Source organism: Sphingomonas sp. P3_C6, from assembly GCF_056402595.1.
In genome coordinates this window covers 96362-112058 of record NZ_JBFUHB010000002.1, presented here as the reverse complement: position 1 = coordinate 112058, position 15697 = coordinate 96362, and the positions used below count along the sequence as shown (strand labels likewise).

The 15697-nt window shown below is 64.4% G+C and carries 14 protein-coding genes; 11 read left to right on the top strand and 3 right to left on the bottom strand.

What is annotated here, in order from left to right:
* Nucleotides 1–774 carry a maleate cis-trans isomerase family protein gene (locus AC1DT7_RS03935; RefSeq protein WP_478034395.1) on the bottom strand — a complete coding sequence of 258 codons (774 nt, stop codon included), beginning with the start codon at nt 772–774 and terminating at the stop codon, nt 1–3.
* A complete protein-coding gene (locus AC1DT7_RS03930; RefSeq protein WP_478034394.1) occupies nt 771–1955 on the bottom strand; it encodes an FAD-dependent oxidoreductase in 1185 nt (394 codons plus the stop codon). Before AC1DT7_RS03930 ends, AC1DT7_RS03935 begins: the two co-directional genes overlap by 4 nt.
* A 211-nt stretch (nt 1956–2166) precedes the next feature.
* On the opposite strand from AC1DT7_RS03930, the gene AC1DT7_RS03925 reads away from it, so the two are divergent.
* The 10 genes from AC1DT7_RS03925 to AC1DT7_RS03880 all read left to right on the top strand — a co-directional run bounded on the left by AC1DT7_RS03925 (nt 2167) and on the right by AC1DT7_RS03880 (nt 14399).
* Complete coding sequence (locus AC1DT7_RS03925; RefSeq protein WP_478034393.1) at nt 2167–3351, top strand: class I SAM-dependent methyltransferase; 1185 nt, start codon at nt 2167–2169, stop codon at nt 3349–3351.
* 40 nt (nt 3352–3391) lie between these two features.
* Entirely contained in the window at nt 3392–4717 is a 1326-nt protein-coding gene (locus AC1DT7_RS03920) for an MFS transporter (RefSeq protein WP_478034392.1), read from the top strand.
* Between the two features lie 41 nt (nt 4718–4758).
* Nucleotides 4759–5532: an IclR family transcriptional regulator gene (locus AC1DT7_RS03915; RefSeq protein ID WP_478034390.1), complete on the top strand. Its 774-nt coding sequence runs from the start codon at nt 4759–4761 to the stop codon at nt 5530–5532.
* Between the two features lie 232 nt (nt 5533–5764).
* The gene (locus AC1DT7_RS03910) at nt 5765–7177 is read left to right on the top strand and encodes an FAD-dependent oxidoreductase (RefSeq protein ID WP_478034388.1); all 1413 of its coding nucleotides are present in this window, start codon (nt 5765–5767) and stop codon (nt 7175–7177) included.
* Nucleotides 7174–8001, top strand: coding sequence for an alpha/beta fold hydrolase (locus AC1DT7_RS03905; RefSeq protein ID WP_478034387.1), 828 nt, complete (start codon nt 7174–7176; stop codon nt 7999–8001). The genes AC1DT7_RS03910 and AC1DT7_RS03905 overlap by 4 nt, the downstream gene beginning before the upstream one ends.
* Nucleotides 8002–8406: 405 nt before the next feature.
* On the top strand, nt 8407–8547 hold the full coding sequence (locus tag AC1DT7_RS03900; protein WP_478034385.1) for a hypothetical protein: 141 nt from the start codon (nt 8407–8409) through the stop codon (nt 8545–8547).
* A 263-nt stretch (nt 8548–8810) separates the two neighbouring features.
* On the top strand, nt 8811–11171 hold the full coding sequence (locus tag AC1DT7_RS03895; RefSeq protein ID WP_478034383.1) for a TonB-dependent receptor: 2361 nt from the start codon (nt 8811–8813) through the stop codon (nt 11169–11171).
* Between the two features lie 74 nt (nt 11172–11245).
* Entirely contained in the window at nt 11246–11545 is a 300-nt protein-coding gene (locus AC1DT7_RS03890) for a hypothetical protein (RefSeq protein ID WP_478034381.1), read from the top strand.
* Nucleotides 11546–11559: 14 nt separating this feature from the next.
* Nucleotides 11560–13536 (top strand): oxidoreductase, encoded by a 1977-nt coding sequence (locus AC1DT7_RS03885; protein ID WP_478034380.1) that lies wholly within the window; start codon nt 11560–11562, stop codon nt 13534–13536.
* A gap of 11 nt (nt 13537–13547) precedes the next feature.
* Nucleotides 13548–14399 (top strand): SDR family NAD(P)-dependent oxidoreductase, encoded by an 852-nt coding sequence (locus tag AC1DT7_RS03880; protein ID WP_478034379.1) that lies wholly within the window; start codon nt 13548–13550, stop codon nt 14397–14399.
* Between the two features lie 23 nt (nt 14400–14422).
* Here AC1DT7_RS03880 and AC1DT7_RS03875 read toward each other — a convergent pair whose 3' ends face one another.
* Nucleotides 14423–14821: a GlcG/HbpS family heme-binding protein gene (locus AC1DT7_RS03875; RefSeq protein WP_478034377.1), complete on the bottom strand. Its 399-nt coding sequence runs from the start codon at nt 14819–14821 to the stop codon at nt 14423–14425.
* 70 nt (nt 14822–14891) lie between these two features.
* Between AC1DT7_RS03875 and AC1DT7_RS03870 the strand changes: the two genes are divergently transcribed.
* Nucleotides 14892–15647 (top strand): GntR family transcriptional regulator, encoded by a 756-nt coding sequence (locus AC1DT7_RS03870; protein WP_478034376.1) that lies wholly within the window; start codon nt 14892–14894, stop codon nt 15645–15647.
* The last annotated feature ends 50 nt before the right edge of the window (nt 15648–15697 follow it).

The following is a 15697-nucleotide window of genomic DNA, read 5'->3' as shown; positions in this document are numbered from 1 at the left end:
TCATTGTCCTTTCGGGTCGATCGCCGCCGCGCATCGGGCATGCCAGGCACGGGAGGCGGCAGGGTCGAGCAAGTCGCCTGCGCTCACCGCTGCGCAGAGCGCCGCAGCGAGGCAGAGGTTGGAAGACAGAATCGGCACGCCCGCGGTTGCGCTGGCGATCAGCGGCAGCGACGGCATGCCAGTGCCGCTGAGCAACACGGCGTCGACCGCGCCCTGGTCGATCCGCGCCAGAGCGGCGGCCGCGGCATCGCTGCCCAGCGCATAGATACCGCGCGTATCGGTATCTGGCGCGAGGTCGCCGGCAGCGGCGACCGCGACGAGATCATAGCCCAGCCCGGACCAATAGCGTGTAGCCGCCTCAGCCAGCGCGGCCGGATAGGGCGAAACCAGCGCGATGCGCCGCGCGCCGATCCGCCGGAGCGCGCGATGGACAGCCTCCGCCGCAGTAATGATCGGATAGCCGAAACGGTCCTCGCACGCGGCGATCGTCGCGCGCGCATCGTCCGCTGCGATCAGATAGGAAGATGCCGTGCACGCGAAGCCGAAGGCCTCCGGATGGAATGTGTCGAACGCGGTAAGATGGTCGCCAAGGTGGAGAAGATAGGCGCGCAACCGGTCGGCCGGCAGGCTTGCTGCGCTGGTCAGCCGCGTGACGGTCAGGCTGACCGCCGGGGGCAGCAGGATGGCGAACTCGGTCTCGACCGTCGGATTAGCCTGCGGCGTTCCGATCCCGATGCGGCCCGCGCGGCCGTAATCATAGCCGCCGGCGGTCATGCGATCTCGGCCGCGCGCCGCAGTCCCGCGATCATCGAGCTGCGCAGCAGATGTGCACGCGCCTTTTCGGGGTCAGCCGCAACCGCCTGCAGCGCGGTCAGCATCTCGCGGCGCTTATCGCTATCGCGCTCCTGCATCCGCGCGCGGTTGCGGTCAGCCTGCGCCAGCACCTCCTGCTCGGCGATCGGCCGGCGGCGGCGGGTGTAGCGGTCCAGCAGCTCGACCCCTGCCCCGCTCCACACCTGGCGGAGCGTCTCGGTCAGCTCGAACGCGTCGTGCACCCCGCCGTTCATGCCCATGCCGCCGGCCGGCGAATTCACGTGCGCTGCGTCTCCGGCGAGCAGGATGCGGCCGGCGCGATAATCGTCGGCGATGCGCATATGCACGCGGTAGGCGCGCGTCTCGAGCACCTCGTGCGGCGTATTGCTCGGCGCGATCTCCTGCAGCTTGCGCGCGATGCTTGCCGGGGTCAGCCCGTCCTCGATGCTCTCGTCATGGTCGGGATAAAGGCTGCAGCGCCACAGCTGCTTGAGCCGCAGCAGCGAGAAGGTGCCGCCCGCCTTCCACACATAATTGACATTGGACAGGCCCGGCAGGTGTTCCTGGAACGGGAAGGTCGTCGTCGCGAGGATCGTCGTCTCGGGATATGTCTTGCCCTCGAAACCGATCCCGGCCGCCTGCCGGACCACGCTGCGCGATCCGTCAGCGCCGATCACATAACGCGCGGTGAATTCAGTAGGGTCGCCACCATTAACCGGACGCGCCGTGACCGTCACCCTGTCCACATCCTGCGCCACGCGTTCGACGCGCTGGCCGAGCAGCAGCCGCACCTTGCCCTCGACCTCCAGCCGGTCGAGCAGCAGCGCGCACAGCCGCGACTGCTCGCACTGCAAGCGAAACGGGTGCCGCGTGTCCCCGGCAAGCACCGACAGGTCGAATTCGGCGCGCTCGCCCGTCTCATGCAGACGGATTTGCCAGGTCGGGCTGCGCAGGCCCTGTGCGACCAGCGGCGCGGCGAGCCCAAGCGTGTCGAGCATGTCGAGCGTCGGTGGGTGGAAAGTCGAGGCACGCAGGTCGGTCGCCAGTACCGGTTCCTCCGCGATCAGCGTGCAGGGAATACCGTGCTGCCCGACAAGATAAGCGGTGGTGAGGCCGACCGGCCCTGCGCCGACAACGATCACGCCCGTTTCCATGCTCGTTGCAGACCCCGTTGACCCGTGGATTATTTGTACTACTTCTAATAGGAATGAGGCGGGCGCAAGCTGTTTCTGCGCACGTCGGAATGAGCACGAGATAATCGCCGAGGGTGCATTGCTACGGCCAAAAGAGCGTGTTAGCCTCGAATTCAGAACAGTGTTCTAAATGTTGGAAATTCGCGCTTGGAGGGTCTAGATGACCGATACGCTGGTTTCGAATTCCGCCGTTGCCAACATCGAGACGGTGACTCAGCCGACTCATGACGAGATTGCGCGCCAGCGTTTCTGCAGCACGCTGCGCCGCCACGCGATCCAGGATTTCGCGACCGCACTCGAAAGCGATTACCGCGAGCGCATAGCCCCCAGGACCCCTGCCCCGGCGGACTGGCGCGACATCGACCGCGCGATGCGCAACGAGCCGTCGTACCGCTTCTACAGTACGCTGCGCTACAACGCGCAGGAGATGTGCTTCCAGTCGGTGCAGCCCGAGGTCGAGCGCGCCCTGCCCGAGCTGATCGCGGTCGCCCGCGACGCGGCGGAGCGCAACCCGGCCGGCGGATCGCTGCGCCTCACCCCCGGCTTCGACGTGCCGGCCTATGTCACCAATCTCGACGTGCATCTGACGCCTGGCTGCTTCCACAGCGAATGGACCGACGATGATGTGGCCCAGGGCGCCGTCGTCAGCCTCGGCGCGCGCGTCTTCACCGCGCAGCAGAGCCATCGCAGCTGGGGCGGTGTCGCCCGTGTCATCAGCCGCTGGATCAAGACGGAATTCCCCGATTTCACGCCCACGCGGATGCTCGATCTCGGCACCACCTCGGGCAAGAACCTCATGCCCTATGTCCAGGCCTTCCCCGGCGTCGAGGCGCACGGCATCGATGTCGGCGCGCCGCTGCTGCGCTACGGCCATGCCGCGGCCGAGCATGAGGGGCTGCCRGTCCATTTCAGCCAGCAGAATGCCGAGCAGACCGATTTCCCCGACGGACATTTCGATCTGATCGTCTCGAGCTTCTTCTTCCACGAGATCCCGGTCTGGGCATCGAAGAAGGTGATGGCGGAATGCCATCGCCTTCTGAAACCCGGCGGGCTGATGGTCCACCAGGAATTGCCTGCCCATGATCTGGTCGATGCGTGGGAGAATTATTTCTGGAACTGGGATACCCGCAACAACAACGAGCCGGGCTATACCGCCTGGCGCAACCAGGATCCCATCGCACTGATGGCCGGGGGCGGCTTCGATCCGCTGGCAAGCTTCGCGCACATCCTGCCGGACATCAACGCCTATCCCGATCGCGGCACGGCCTTCGCCTGGGACGAGCCCGGCCGGCCGCGCCATGGCAAGGGCGGCTGGTACGTCTTCGGCAGCCGCAAGACCGGCTGATCTTCACTCATCGCACACCACAGCAAAGGGGGCGCCGCGCGTGACACTTGAGAAGAACGGCCCGGCGTACCGCTGGTACGTCGTGATATTGCTGCTCGGCGTCTTCATCCTTTCCTATTTCGACCGGTTCATCCTCAGCCTGCTCATCGAGCCGCTTAAAGCGTCGATGAAGCTCAGCGATTTCGAGGTCGGGCTTCTGCTCGGCCCGGCCTTCTCGACTTTCCACGTGCTCGTCGCGATTCCGCTCGGCTGGTATGCCGATCGCTCGAATCGCAAATATCTGCTGCTCGCCGGCATCATCATCTGGTGTTCGATGACGGTTGGAAGCGGTCTGGTCGCAACCTTCCTGCCGCTATTCCTGATGCGCCTCGGCCTCGGTCTCGGCGAGGCAGTGGTCAGCCCCTGCTCGGTCTCGATCATCAGCGATTATTTCAACCGGCGGGAGCGGCCGCGTGCCATCAGCGTCTATATGGCCGGGCCCTATCTCGGCGCTGGCCTCGCCTTCCTGCTCGGCGGCCTGATCGTCAGCCACCTGCAGACGCTCGGCCATGTCGACTGGCCGATCTTCGGCCGGCTCGCGCCGTGGCAGGCGACCTTCGTGCTGGTCGGCATTCCGGGCTTCATCTTCGCGGGCCTGATGATGACGATCAGGGAGCCGGTTCGGCAGGAAACCACGGCCGAGCGTCCCCCCGCCAGCGCCGCCTTCAAATATATGGGCCTGCGCTGGCGCGGCTTCGGCGCGCTGATCGTCGGCTCGACCTGCAATTTCGCGCTCAGCGCGCTGACCCTGTGGAACGTGCCGCTCTTTTCGCGCCTGTGGGGTTGGGGCATCGCCGAGACCGGCTTGGTCACCGGGCTGTTCTATTTCACCGCTGGCCCGATCGGTACTGCCGTCGCGGTCTGGGCGCAGCGGCATTTCGCGATCGGCCGCGTTGATGGCTCGATGCGCGTGCTGATCCTGGGCCTGCTTATCTGCGTGCCGTGCAGCGCGCTCTATCCGATCATGCCGAGCGCGCCGGTCGCCGTAATATTCATGTTTATCGCCTTTATCGGCAAGTCGGTGGCGACTGCCGGCGGCCCGTCGTCGATGGCGCAGATCACGCCCGGCGAAGTTCGCACGCAATCGATGGCGATCTTCAACACATTCATTTCGTTGATCGGGCCATTGCTCGGCCCGCCGATCATCGGCTTTGCTACCGATATGACCGGCGATCCGAAGATGATCGGCGTAGTGCTCAGCTGCTATGTGCTCGTGCTCGGCATTCCGTCGATCCTGCTCTGTATCGTCGGCCTGAAATATTACCGCGCCGCCGTGACGGAGCTCGAGTTGGCACTGGCGGATTCCCCCGCCCATGCACATAATTGAACAATATCCCTGCCGGGCAAGGTAGAAGAGCGGAGACGGAATTGGACAAGACGATCGTCAAGGGTATGCAAGTGCTCGAAGCGCTGATCGCCGCGCCCGAACCGATCGGCGTGTCCGATCTGGCGCGCCAGGTCGGGCTTACCAAGAGCAACGTGCACCGATATCTGCAAACCTTCATCGAGCTGGGCTATGCCAGCTCGGCCAAGAGCCGCTACACAGCGACGCTGAAGATCTGGCAGCAGGGCGCAAAGGTGATCGAGCGGCTCGATCTGCGCCGCTCGATCCGCCCGATCATGGATCAGCTCGCCCGCGCCACGCTCGAAACGGTGCACCTCGCCATTTCAGACTGTGCCGACGTGATCTATATCGAGAAATCGGAAGGCGTTCATTCAGTCCGCGCCTTTTCCGAAATCGGGGAGCGCGCGCCGACGCATTGCTCGGCCACCGGCAAGATCTTCCTCGCCTTCCATCCGACTGCATTGCGCGAGACGATCGAGGGTCCTTTGCGCGCCTATACGCCACGCACGATCGTCGATCCCGACGCGCTTACCGCCGCGATCGAGGCGGTGCGTGAAGCGGGTATCGCAGTTAACCGCGGCGAATGGGAAACTGCGGTGGGCGGTATCGCCGCGCCGGTCTGGGGCCCGGACAACCAGATCATCGCCGCGATGGGGCTGGCCCTGCCGCTGTCGCGCCTGAGCGAGGAAAATAGCGCGACCCTGGTCACTCAGGTCCGCGCCGCCGCTGCCGAGGCTTCGCGCGCGCTCGGCGCCTCGGCGCCGCGGATTGCCGGGCAGGTCCGTCTGGTCGCCTGACCGGCTACTTTTACATCGTGCCTTAAGGACGAAACCGGCCACGATATCGGACCAGCGGCCGGCTCGACGACCAGCATATGTGCTGGTCATCCGTGAATTTCTCGTACCGACAACCGGCTTGATTGCCCAGCTCTGCGACCGTCGAATTGGCGCTTGACCATGCCTTATCGCGCGGCCTAGCATTATTATAGAACAATGTTCCATTATTTGGAACGATCCGGAGAGGCGCCTCATGTGGGACCTGATTGTGGTGGGCGGCGGCTCCGCGGGATTGCCGGCAACCATCTTCGCTGCCGAAAACGGCGCCAGGGTCCTGTTGGTCGATGCCGCCGAAAAGCTTGGCGGCACGCTCTGGGTCGCCACCGGTCAGATGAGCGCGGCCGGAACACAGCTCCAGGCAGCGAACGGCATCGCCGACACGCCCGATGCGCATTTCGAGGACGTGATCCGTATCAGCCGCGGCACGATCGATCCTGGCCTTGCCCGGCTCGCGATCGACAATGCCGCCGGCACGTTCGACTGGCTGATGAGTCGCGGCTTCAAGCCACTGCCTGACCACCCGGTCGCGGGCTTCGGCCATGAACCATATCGAGAGAAACGCTATTATTGGGGCCCGGAGGGCGGCATCAACATCAAGAACGTGCTGGTGCCGATCGTCGAGAGGCTCGTCGAAAGCGGCGCGGTGACATTGAAGCTCGGCCATGAAGTCATTGCGCTGCGCACTGATGCGGATGGTCGCGTGACCGGCGTGACTGCGCGTGAAACGGATGGCGCGACTTGCGATTTCAATGCCGCCAATGTCGTGCTCGCCTCGGGCGGCTACACCGCCGATCCGGCACTGTTCGCTGAACTCAACGGTTATCCGCTGTACAATGCCGCGCCCTATCCGTTTTCGCGCGGCGCGGGACTGAAGCTCGGCCAGTCGGTCGGCGGCTATCTGCGCGGGCACGACAAAGTGTTCAACAATTTCGGCACGCTCTACAACAGCGCGACCTTTCCGGCGCGCGCGATCGGCACGGTCGAACATTTCCCGGAACGTCGCGAGCCCTGGGAGATCTTCGTCAACGCGGCCGGCCAGCGCTTCATCCGCGAGGATATTCGCAGCGTCGATGCCCGCGAGATGGCGCTGAGTTACCAGCCGGACCGGCGCTACTGGATCGTGTTCGATCAGCATATTCTCGATACCGCGCCACCGATCGTCGTCGACTGGACGCGCGAGGATCTGGCCGCGAAGTTCGCCGAGAACGGTCCCTCCTTCGCCTCGGCCCACAGCATCCCGGCGCTGGCCGAAGCTGCCGGGATCGACGCCGACGGCCTTTCTGCCACCATCGCGGCCTTCAATTACGGCGTGCAGACGGGCAATGATTTCCTCGGTCGCGCGCCTGGCCCTGCCCCGATCATCCAAGGTCCGTTTTACGCAATCCGCATGCAGGGCGGCGCGATCACCGGCGCCATCGGTCTTGCCGTCAATGACGATCTCCAGGTCATCCGTCAGGATGGCACGCCGATCGGCAATCTCTACGCCGCCGGCGAAGTGCTCGGGTCGGGTCAGACGATGGGCAAGGCGGCGTGCGGCGGCATGATGGTCACCCCGGCGCTCACCTTCGGCCGCCTGCTCGGCCAGCGTCTTTCGGGAGCCAGATGATGCTGCCTTCCGTCAACCTCATTCCCGGTGAGCGGCGCCTGTACGTAGATGGCCCTGACGGTCAGGTCCATTGCCGGATCCTCGGCACCGGAACGCCGATCATGCTGATCCACCAGGCGCCTTGGGGGTCGATCCAGTTTCGCAAGGCGATGCCCGTGCTGGCGGCGTCCGGTTATCAGGTCATCGTTCCCGACATGCCGGGCCACGGCATGTCCGATCCGCCGCGCGCCGCGAGCATTGAGGCTTATGCCGAAGCGGCGGTAGCGGTGATCGACTCGCTGGGGCTCGATCGGGTCGTGATCGCAGGCCATCATGGCGGTTGCCTCGTCGCTGCGCGGGTTGCCGCGACCCGGCCCGACAGGATCGCCGCGCTCGTCACGGACAACATGCCTTATTACACCGGCGACCAACGTGCCGAACGCGCCGCTGGCCTGCACGACGCGCAGGAAATCAAGGCGGACGGCAGGCACTTTACGGATCGCTGGGCGACCGTGCGCCACATCGCCGATCCTGCCTGGAGTGACGAGACGGTTCATGTCGGTATCGTCGCTTATTTCGCGAACGGTCCTTGGAAGGAGGACGGCCACCGCGCCGCGCCGGCCTATGATCTCAACGCCGATCTCGATGCCATCGCTTGCCCCACGCTTGTCATCGCCAGCCGCACTGACCGGTTGTTTCCGATGGGCCGACAGCTCGTCGAACGCCGCCCTGGCTGGGAGTATGCCGAACTGCCGGGCGGCGCCGGCATGGTGTTCGAGCAGGCCGCCGAATGGGCTGCGCCGGTCCTCGATTTCCTGAACCGCAAAGGCTTAACACCCAAATGACGATCACCGTCTATGGTCGCCCCGGATCCCGTGACCGCTGCCCCTTATGGGTCGCGCGCGCTCGGGCTCGACGCGCAGAATATCGAGCCCGCCCCCGGCGAGACGAAGCAGCCGCCTGTCTCACGATCAATCAGACGGCAAGGTGCCGGCCCTGGTCGACAACGGTCCCACCCTGTTCGAATCTTTTGCCGACAGTCCCTACCTCGCCAAGAAATACGGTACCGGCCGCCTTCATCCGGAGGGTATCGAGCAGGGGCGCTCGTCTGACAGTGGAGCTTCTGGGGGTTGAAACGAACTCGGGCGCAACCTGACGGTGTCCCTGTTCGACCGGGTCCTCAACGCCGAAGCGGAGCGCGAATCGTGCGCCGTCGCCCGGACCGAAAAGGTCCTGCAACCGGCGCTCGATTGCGCGATACCGCACTTGCCGGGCGGCCATGGTCGCTTGGCCAGGAATTCTCCGTTGCCGACATCAATCTGGCGGCCATCGCCGCGCTCGCCAAGCCATCGAAAGTGTCCCTGAATTCATACACTAACCTGCGCGGCTAACTCAATCGCGCGCCAGCGCGACCGGCCTATAGCGGATGACTTGTTGCACTGACGACACACCCCGAACGATCGATTGGATTAACGCACAATTCGCGTGACAGCGCCGTCTATATGTCATAGCTCTATAACAAATAAGAAATGAAGTTTGTGGGTGCGCCGCTGACCCTGGTTGGCGGAGGTAGGATCGTATTGCCCGGCGTTCGGGCGTGAGGTCGGCGCGGCGAAAACGCCGGTCGGCGGCATTTTGAAAAAGGGTTTCAACGATGACCAAGAAGCTTCGCTACAGCACTGCCTTCGGCCTCAGTTTTTACGCGATGGCCGTCGCCACCCAGGCTCACGCCCAGACCGAGGCTCCCGTCTCCGCCGCTCAGGCCGCTGACGAATCCGACGGCGTTGGAGAGATCGTCGTCACCGCGCAGCGCCGCGAACAGAAGCTGCAGGACGTGCCGATCGCGATTTCCGCGTTCACCGCGCAGGAACTGCAGACGCGCCAGATCACGCGCACCATCGATCTGCTGGCCTATGTCCCCAACCTCATCGGCCACAACAACACGTCGGTCGGTACCGCCAACAGCTATTCGATGCGTGGCCTGAACAACAACGAGACGATCTCTACCTTCGATCTGCCGGTCGGCACCTATGTCGACGACGTCTATATGTCGCGGCAGAGCGCCAACAATTTCTCGCTGTTCGATGTCGAGCGGATCGAAGTGCTGCGCGGCCCCCAGGGCACGCTGTTCGGCCGCAACACGACCGGCGGCGCGATCAACGTCATCATGAAGAAGCCGGGCGCCGATTTCGGCGGTTTCGGTGAGGTCAGCTACGGCAAATATGATCGCGTGCAGGCGCGCGGCTCGGTCGACATTCCGATCATCAAGGATAAGCTGCTCAGCAAGTTCCAGGCGTATTATATCGACGACGCTGGCTATGTGAAAAACCGCGTGACTGGCGAAAAGCTGAACTCGGAACATAGCTACGGCTTCCGCGGCGCGCTTCGCCTGCTCGGCGCCGGCAACACCAGCTGGGATATCACTGGCGACTATAATTCCCAGAGCTACGCCAACTTCCCGAACTTCTACGATCCCGCGACCAAGGACCGCGTAAGCTACACCCGGCTGCGCGAGGATTCGACCGTTTCGCAGGTGTTCGGCGGCCGCAACTATCTGTCGCCAGGACTCGCCGACAACAAGCTCGGCAACACCGCCACTTCCTGGTCGGCGACATCCAACGTGCAGATCGACGCGGGCGACAGCCTGACGATCAACCTTATCACCGGCTATCGCCACATCTTTAACGAATATCTCACGGACAGCGCGATGAGCCTGGCCAGTGCCACCACGATCTACACCAGCCCCGGCGATATCGTGACTGCGGTGCCCGGCGCCACCTCTGTGCTCGCCAACGACAGCTGGCATGGGCAGTTCAGCCAGGAGATCAAGGCAAACGGCGAGGCATTTGACGGTAAGCTGAACTACACCGCAGGCGTCTATTACATCCGCGAGGACAACAAGACGAGCTTCGCCAACATCTCGATCACCGCTGCCGGCGTCGGAACGCTTTCGGCCGATCGCACGATGTACAACAACACCGATGCCATCGCGGGCTATGTGCAGGGCGATTACAAGCTCACCCCCGATCTGACCTTCACCGCCGGCATCCGCTACACGGCGGAATTCAAGGATATCCACTTCCAGCCCAACGCCACGCCGCTGACTCCGGTCGGCCTGAACCAGCCCTTCACCACGGCTGACATCATCGCGGCGGGCAATCCGGTGAAACAGACCGCCAAGGTGTGGACGCCGCGTTTCGCGCTCGACTACAAGATCACGCCGGATATCTCGGTCTATGCCTCGGCAACCAAGGGTTTCAAGTCGGGCGGATGGGTCTCGCGCGCCTACAATGCCGCGGGTATGTTCTCGTTCAAGCGGGAGACGATCTGGTCGTACGAAGGCGGTCTGCGCTCGGAGTTCTTCGACCGCAAGGTCCGCCTCAACCTGACCGGCTTCTACTTCAACGACTATGACAACCAGTTGCCGGCCGGTCGCGAGAACCCGCTGGTTCCGGGGCAGATCATCTATGTCACGCGCAACTTTGCCGATCTGCGCAACTACGGTCTGGAAGCGGAACTGACGATCGTACCGGTGCGTGGGTTCAACATCTTCTGGACCGGGGGCCTGCAGCATGCCCGCTTCGTCAATGTAGATCCTTCGGTGTTGACTCAGGCAGCGAACTGCAAGGCGGGTATCGCCACGACGACCAACTGCAACCAGGGTATCGTCACGACGGCGGGCAACATCGCCCTTCCCTCGCGTGTCGCCCCGTTCAACTCCACACTGGGGGCGAACTATACCGCCGATCTCGGGGGCAGCTTCCAGCTGATCCCGTCGGTTACCTGGGCCTATACCGACGGCAGCTATCCGTCCGCGCAGAATGACGCGCGCGGCTATCAGGAGGCGCACAGCCTGTTCAACGGCGGCCTCACGCTGCGGAACCGGGAACAGGGCTGGAGCCTGTCGGCCGACTGCACCAACTGCTTCAACAAGCGGTACGTGGCGTCCTTCCTGATCTTCCCTTACCTCAACGAGCCCGGCCGGTGGACGGTGCGCGCGCGCTTCGACTTCTGATTGCAAATACCGGGGGGCGGGGCGCAGAGATTGCGTCCCGCCCTTCGCACTTCCTTACCCGCAGGATTGATCCGATGTCCGAAGCCCGTCGCCCAGAAGATGTCTCGCTGCCGCGCAGCAGCAAGGGCCAGCGTCCGACTTTCTTCGACGATCCGTCGATCGATCAGATGATGACGTTCTTCTTCGAGCTGATGACCGAGGTCGCGGTGCTGCGCGAGCGCACCGATACGATCGAGCGACTGCTCGACGACAAGGGCCTGGTGTCGCGCGCCGATATCGAGGCCTACCGTGCCAACGCGACCGTCGAGACCGAGCGGACTGAATGGCGCAACGCCTATTTCCAGCGCGTGATGCGGATGCACGCGCCGGGATGAGTGCGCCGCCAGCCGTGACCGCCTACCCCCATCTCTTCTCGCCGGTGACGATCGGCACGCGGCCCCTGCGCAACCGCATCGTCCATGCGTCGATGTCGACTCACTTTGCCGTTGCCGGCCGGGTCACACCGCGCCTGATCGACTATTATGCCAATCGCGCCAGGGGCGGCGCCTCGATGCTGGTCAGCGAGCCGATGGCGATGCTTTCCTGGCAGAATCTGCCGACGCGCCCGGCGATACTGTACGGTATCAATGCGGGTGAGCTGGCGCGCTGGGCCGATGCGGTGGGCAACCATGGCAGCCTGATGCTCGGCCAGATCCAGGATAATGGGCGCGGCTTCCGGGCTGGCTTTCGCAACCCCAATGCGTTCGGCCCCTCGGCCCTGCCCGACGATCTCAGCGGCACCGTACCGCATGCGCTCTCGACCGGTCAGATAGAGCGGATGATCGCCGAATTCGTCGAGTCCGCTCGGGCGCTTCAGCAGGCCGGCTTCGCCGGAGTCGAGATTTCGGCGGGTCACGGCCATCTATTCCACCAGTTCCTCGCCGCGCGCTCGAACGTGCGCGAGGATCGCTATGGCGGCGATCTTGCGGGCCGCGCGACCTTGCTGCTCGAATTGATCGCCGCACTGCGCTCGGCCTGCGGCAGCGACTTCATCATCGGCACCAAGCTGCCCGCCGAGGACGGCATGCCGAATGGCATCGATCTCGCCGCGGCGGCCCGGATCACCAGCCTGGTCCACGCCACCGGGCAGGTCGATTATCTCACCTATTGTTGGGGTGCGCATGGCGACACGCTCTACGAGCATTTGCCGGATCTGCACGGCCCACGCACGCCCTATGTCGATCGCATCGCTGCGCTCGGCCAAGCCGCGCCCGGCATGCCGCTCGGCGCGCTCGGCCTGATCACCGATCCGAACGAGGGCGAACGCATCGTGCGGGACGGTCTGGCCGATCTCGTCATGCTCGGCCGTCCGTTGGTCACCGATCCCGCCTGGGGGATCAAGGCCGAGGCGGGGCGCGAGGCGCATATCCGCTATTGCGTGTCGTGCAACACCTGCTGGCACATGATCAATGTCGGGCGCGGCCTGCACTGCGACAATAACCCGCGCGTCGGCGCGCCCGACGAAGCGGATTGGACGCCGGAACCTGCGCCGGTACGCCGGAAGATCGTCATCGTCGGCGCCGGGATCGCCGGCATGGAGGCCGCTTGGGTCGCCGCGGCGAGGGGCCATGACGTAACCGTCTTTGCCGCGTCCGATGAAGCCGGGGGCAAGACGCGGCTCCACGCGCTGCTGCCCGGCGGGGAAAATCTCAGCAGCATCTATGATTACCAGCGACTCGCCGCCGAACGTGCCGGCGCCGTATTTCGCTGGAACATGCCGGCCACCGCCGCCGACATCATCGCCCTCGCCCCCGATCATGTCGTGCTAGCCACCGGCGCTACACCCGCCTGGCCCGATTATCTGCCGGCTGAGTATCGCGGCGAGGGATTCTTTCCGGATCTGCGCGAAGCGATGGCCGATCTCGCCCAGCGGCCGGGACGCCAGGCCGGCACCGCCGTGATTCACGATTCCGACGGCACGGCGTTCGTCTATGCGGCCGCCGAAATGCTCAACGATCGCTTCGAACGAGTCGTGATCCTCACGGACCGCGAACGCCTCGCTGCCGACGAAGCCATGGTCACGCGCCAGGGCGTCTATGCCCGGCTCGGTCGCAAGGGAATCGACTTCGTCACTTCGGTTCGCCCGCTCGCAACCTCGCGTTTCGAGGAAGGTGAGCTAGCCTATGCCGATGTCTATTCGGGCCGGGAAACCGTGCTGACGGATGTCGCGCTGTTCACTTACGCCACCGCCCGCATTCCCGATGTCGCGCTCGAAGCCCCGTTGCGCGCGGCGGGTCTCGACGTGCGCACGATCGGCGATGCCTATGCGCCCCGCACGGTGCTCGCCGCGACATCCGAAGGCTATCACGCCGCCATCTCATTCTGAGGAGTTTGCCGATGTATCCCGATCTCGCAGGCAAGGTGGCGATCGTCACCGGCGCCGGCCGCCACGGCGGCCTCGGCGCAGCGATCGCGCGCAAGCTGGCCGAGGACGGGGTCCGCCTCGTGCTCCACGATCTGGGCACGACCAAGGGCGCGATGGCGCCCGAACATGGTGTCGCCCAGGCATCGGAGCTTGAAGAGATCGCGGCTGAGCTGCGCACGATCCACCCCGACATCGTTACCCATACCGCCGACATGCGCGTGGAAACCGAGGTCGAGGGGCTGGTCGCGCGCGCCGTCGCCGAGTTCGGCAAGCTCGACATCCTCGTCAACAATGCCGGCGTCGGATATCTGTTCGGCCCGTTCATCGAGCAAACCCAGGAGCAATGGGATACCGTGCTCGACGTGAACCTGCGCGGCGCCTTTTTCGCGATGAAGCATGCGATCCGCCAGATGCTCAAACAGGACGAAGTGGCCGATTGGGGCCGGGGCAAGATCGTCTCGATCGGCAGCCGCGGCTCGAAATCGGGCTCTGCGCTGACCTCTTCCTATATCGCCTCGAAGCATGGGCTGGTCGGCCTGACGCGCTCAGTGGCGATCGAGATGGGTCCGGCACAGATCAACGTGAACATGGTCTGCCCCAACCATGTCACCACCGGGCTTGGGTCGTGGCAGAACGAGTATATGGCGAAGATGCGCGGCCAGACGCTCGAGGAATATCTCGAGGCGATGCGCGGGCGGATTCCGCTGGGGCGCGTCGGCACGACTCAGGACACCGCCAATGCCTGTGCATTTCTCTGCTCGGGCCAGGCGCGCTACATCACCGGCGAGGCGATGAACGTGTCGGGTGGCGAGGAGATGCACTGATCTCCCCGCCCTTCCACGCCATTTCAGCTCAATGCATCCAGGGCGGCCTGAGCGATCGCTTCATCCTGGTCCGGCGAGCCGCCTGACACCCCGACCGCGCCGACGACGTTGTTTTCATAACACACTGGCAAGCCACCCGGCATCGGCAGATATTCGGTCAGCCGCAGCAATTCCGGCTGGTCCTTCAGCCGGGCGGTCAGCACCCCGCTCGGGGCGCGCAGCAGGGCCGCGGTACGGGCCTTCGCCTGCGCGACCGCCGGCGTCATCAGCCCGGCACCGTCGCTGCGATACAGGCGGAAGGCATAGCCGCCCTCATCGACGATCGCGATCGACGCGGCGAGCCCCAGTTCCGCGGCTTTCGCGCTCGCGGCGGCCAGCATCCGGTCAAGTTCGGCGGCGCTAAGGCAAAATTTAGCGATCATGAAGTCTTTTCCCTCTTGGTGGGCAGGTGGTTAAGTGACAAGCGCAGGTGCAACGGGGAGACGATCGGCCTTGAGCAAGCGCAACGAAGACCAGGTGGACCGCCTGCAGGCGATCCCGCTCTATCATCAGATTTTCCTCCAGCTTCGCGAGGAGATCATCAACGGCAGCCGCGCGTTCGGATCGCGCATGCCGACAGAAGAAGAATTGTCCGAAAACTTCGGCGTCTCGCGCATCACCGCGCGCCGGGCACTGGCGGAGCTTGCCGACACGCACCTCGTCGAGCGCAAGCGCCGCGTCGGCACGCACGTTACCTATCAGTCGCCCGCCAAACCGATCGAGGGCAGCCTCGAACAGGCGCTCGAATCGCTCATCACCTATGGCCGCAAGACTCAGGTGCGCATCCTCGAGCTCGACATGATCGCGGCCCGTCCGCCGATCAGCGATGCTCTCGGCCTCCCGGTCGATACGCAGGTGCTGCGCGTCGACCGGGTCCGCTGGCTCGAAAATCAACCGATCAGCCATCTTGTCAGCTACGTTCCGGGCGATCTGGCGGGCGCGATGGATCGTGCTGCGCTGAAAGCCACGCCGATGCTGTCGTTGCTCGAACAGGCCGGGGTGCAGATCGGCGCGGCAACTCAGACGATCTCCGCATCGCTCGCCGACGGCACGCTCGCCAGTCTGCTCGAGGTGGATATCGGCTCGCCGATCCTGCGCGTGAACCGCACGGTGTTCGATACCGCGCATCGCCCAGTCCAGTACGTGCTCGCCCAATTCCGTCCCGATCTCTACCAGATCAAGCTCGATCTGCATTCCGCGCGACCCTGACGGACGTCGAAAAGATCGCAAATCTGCGGGTTTCGCAAGCATCTCGGTGC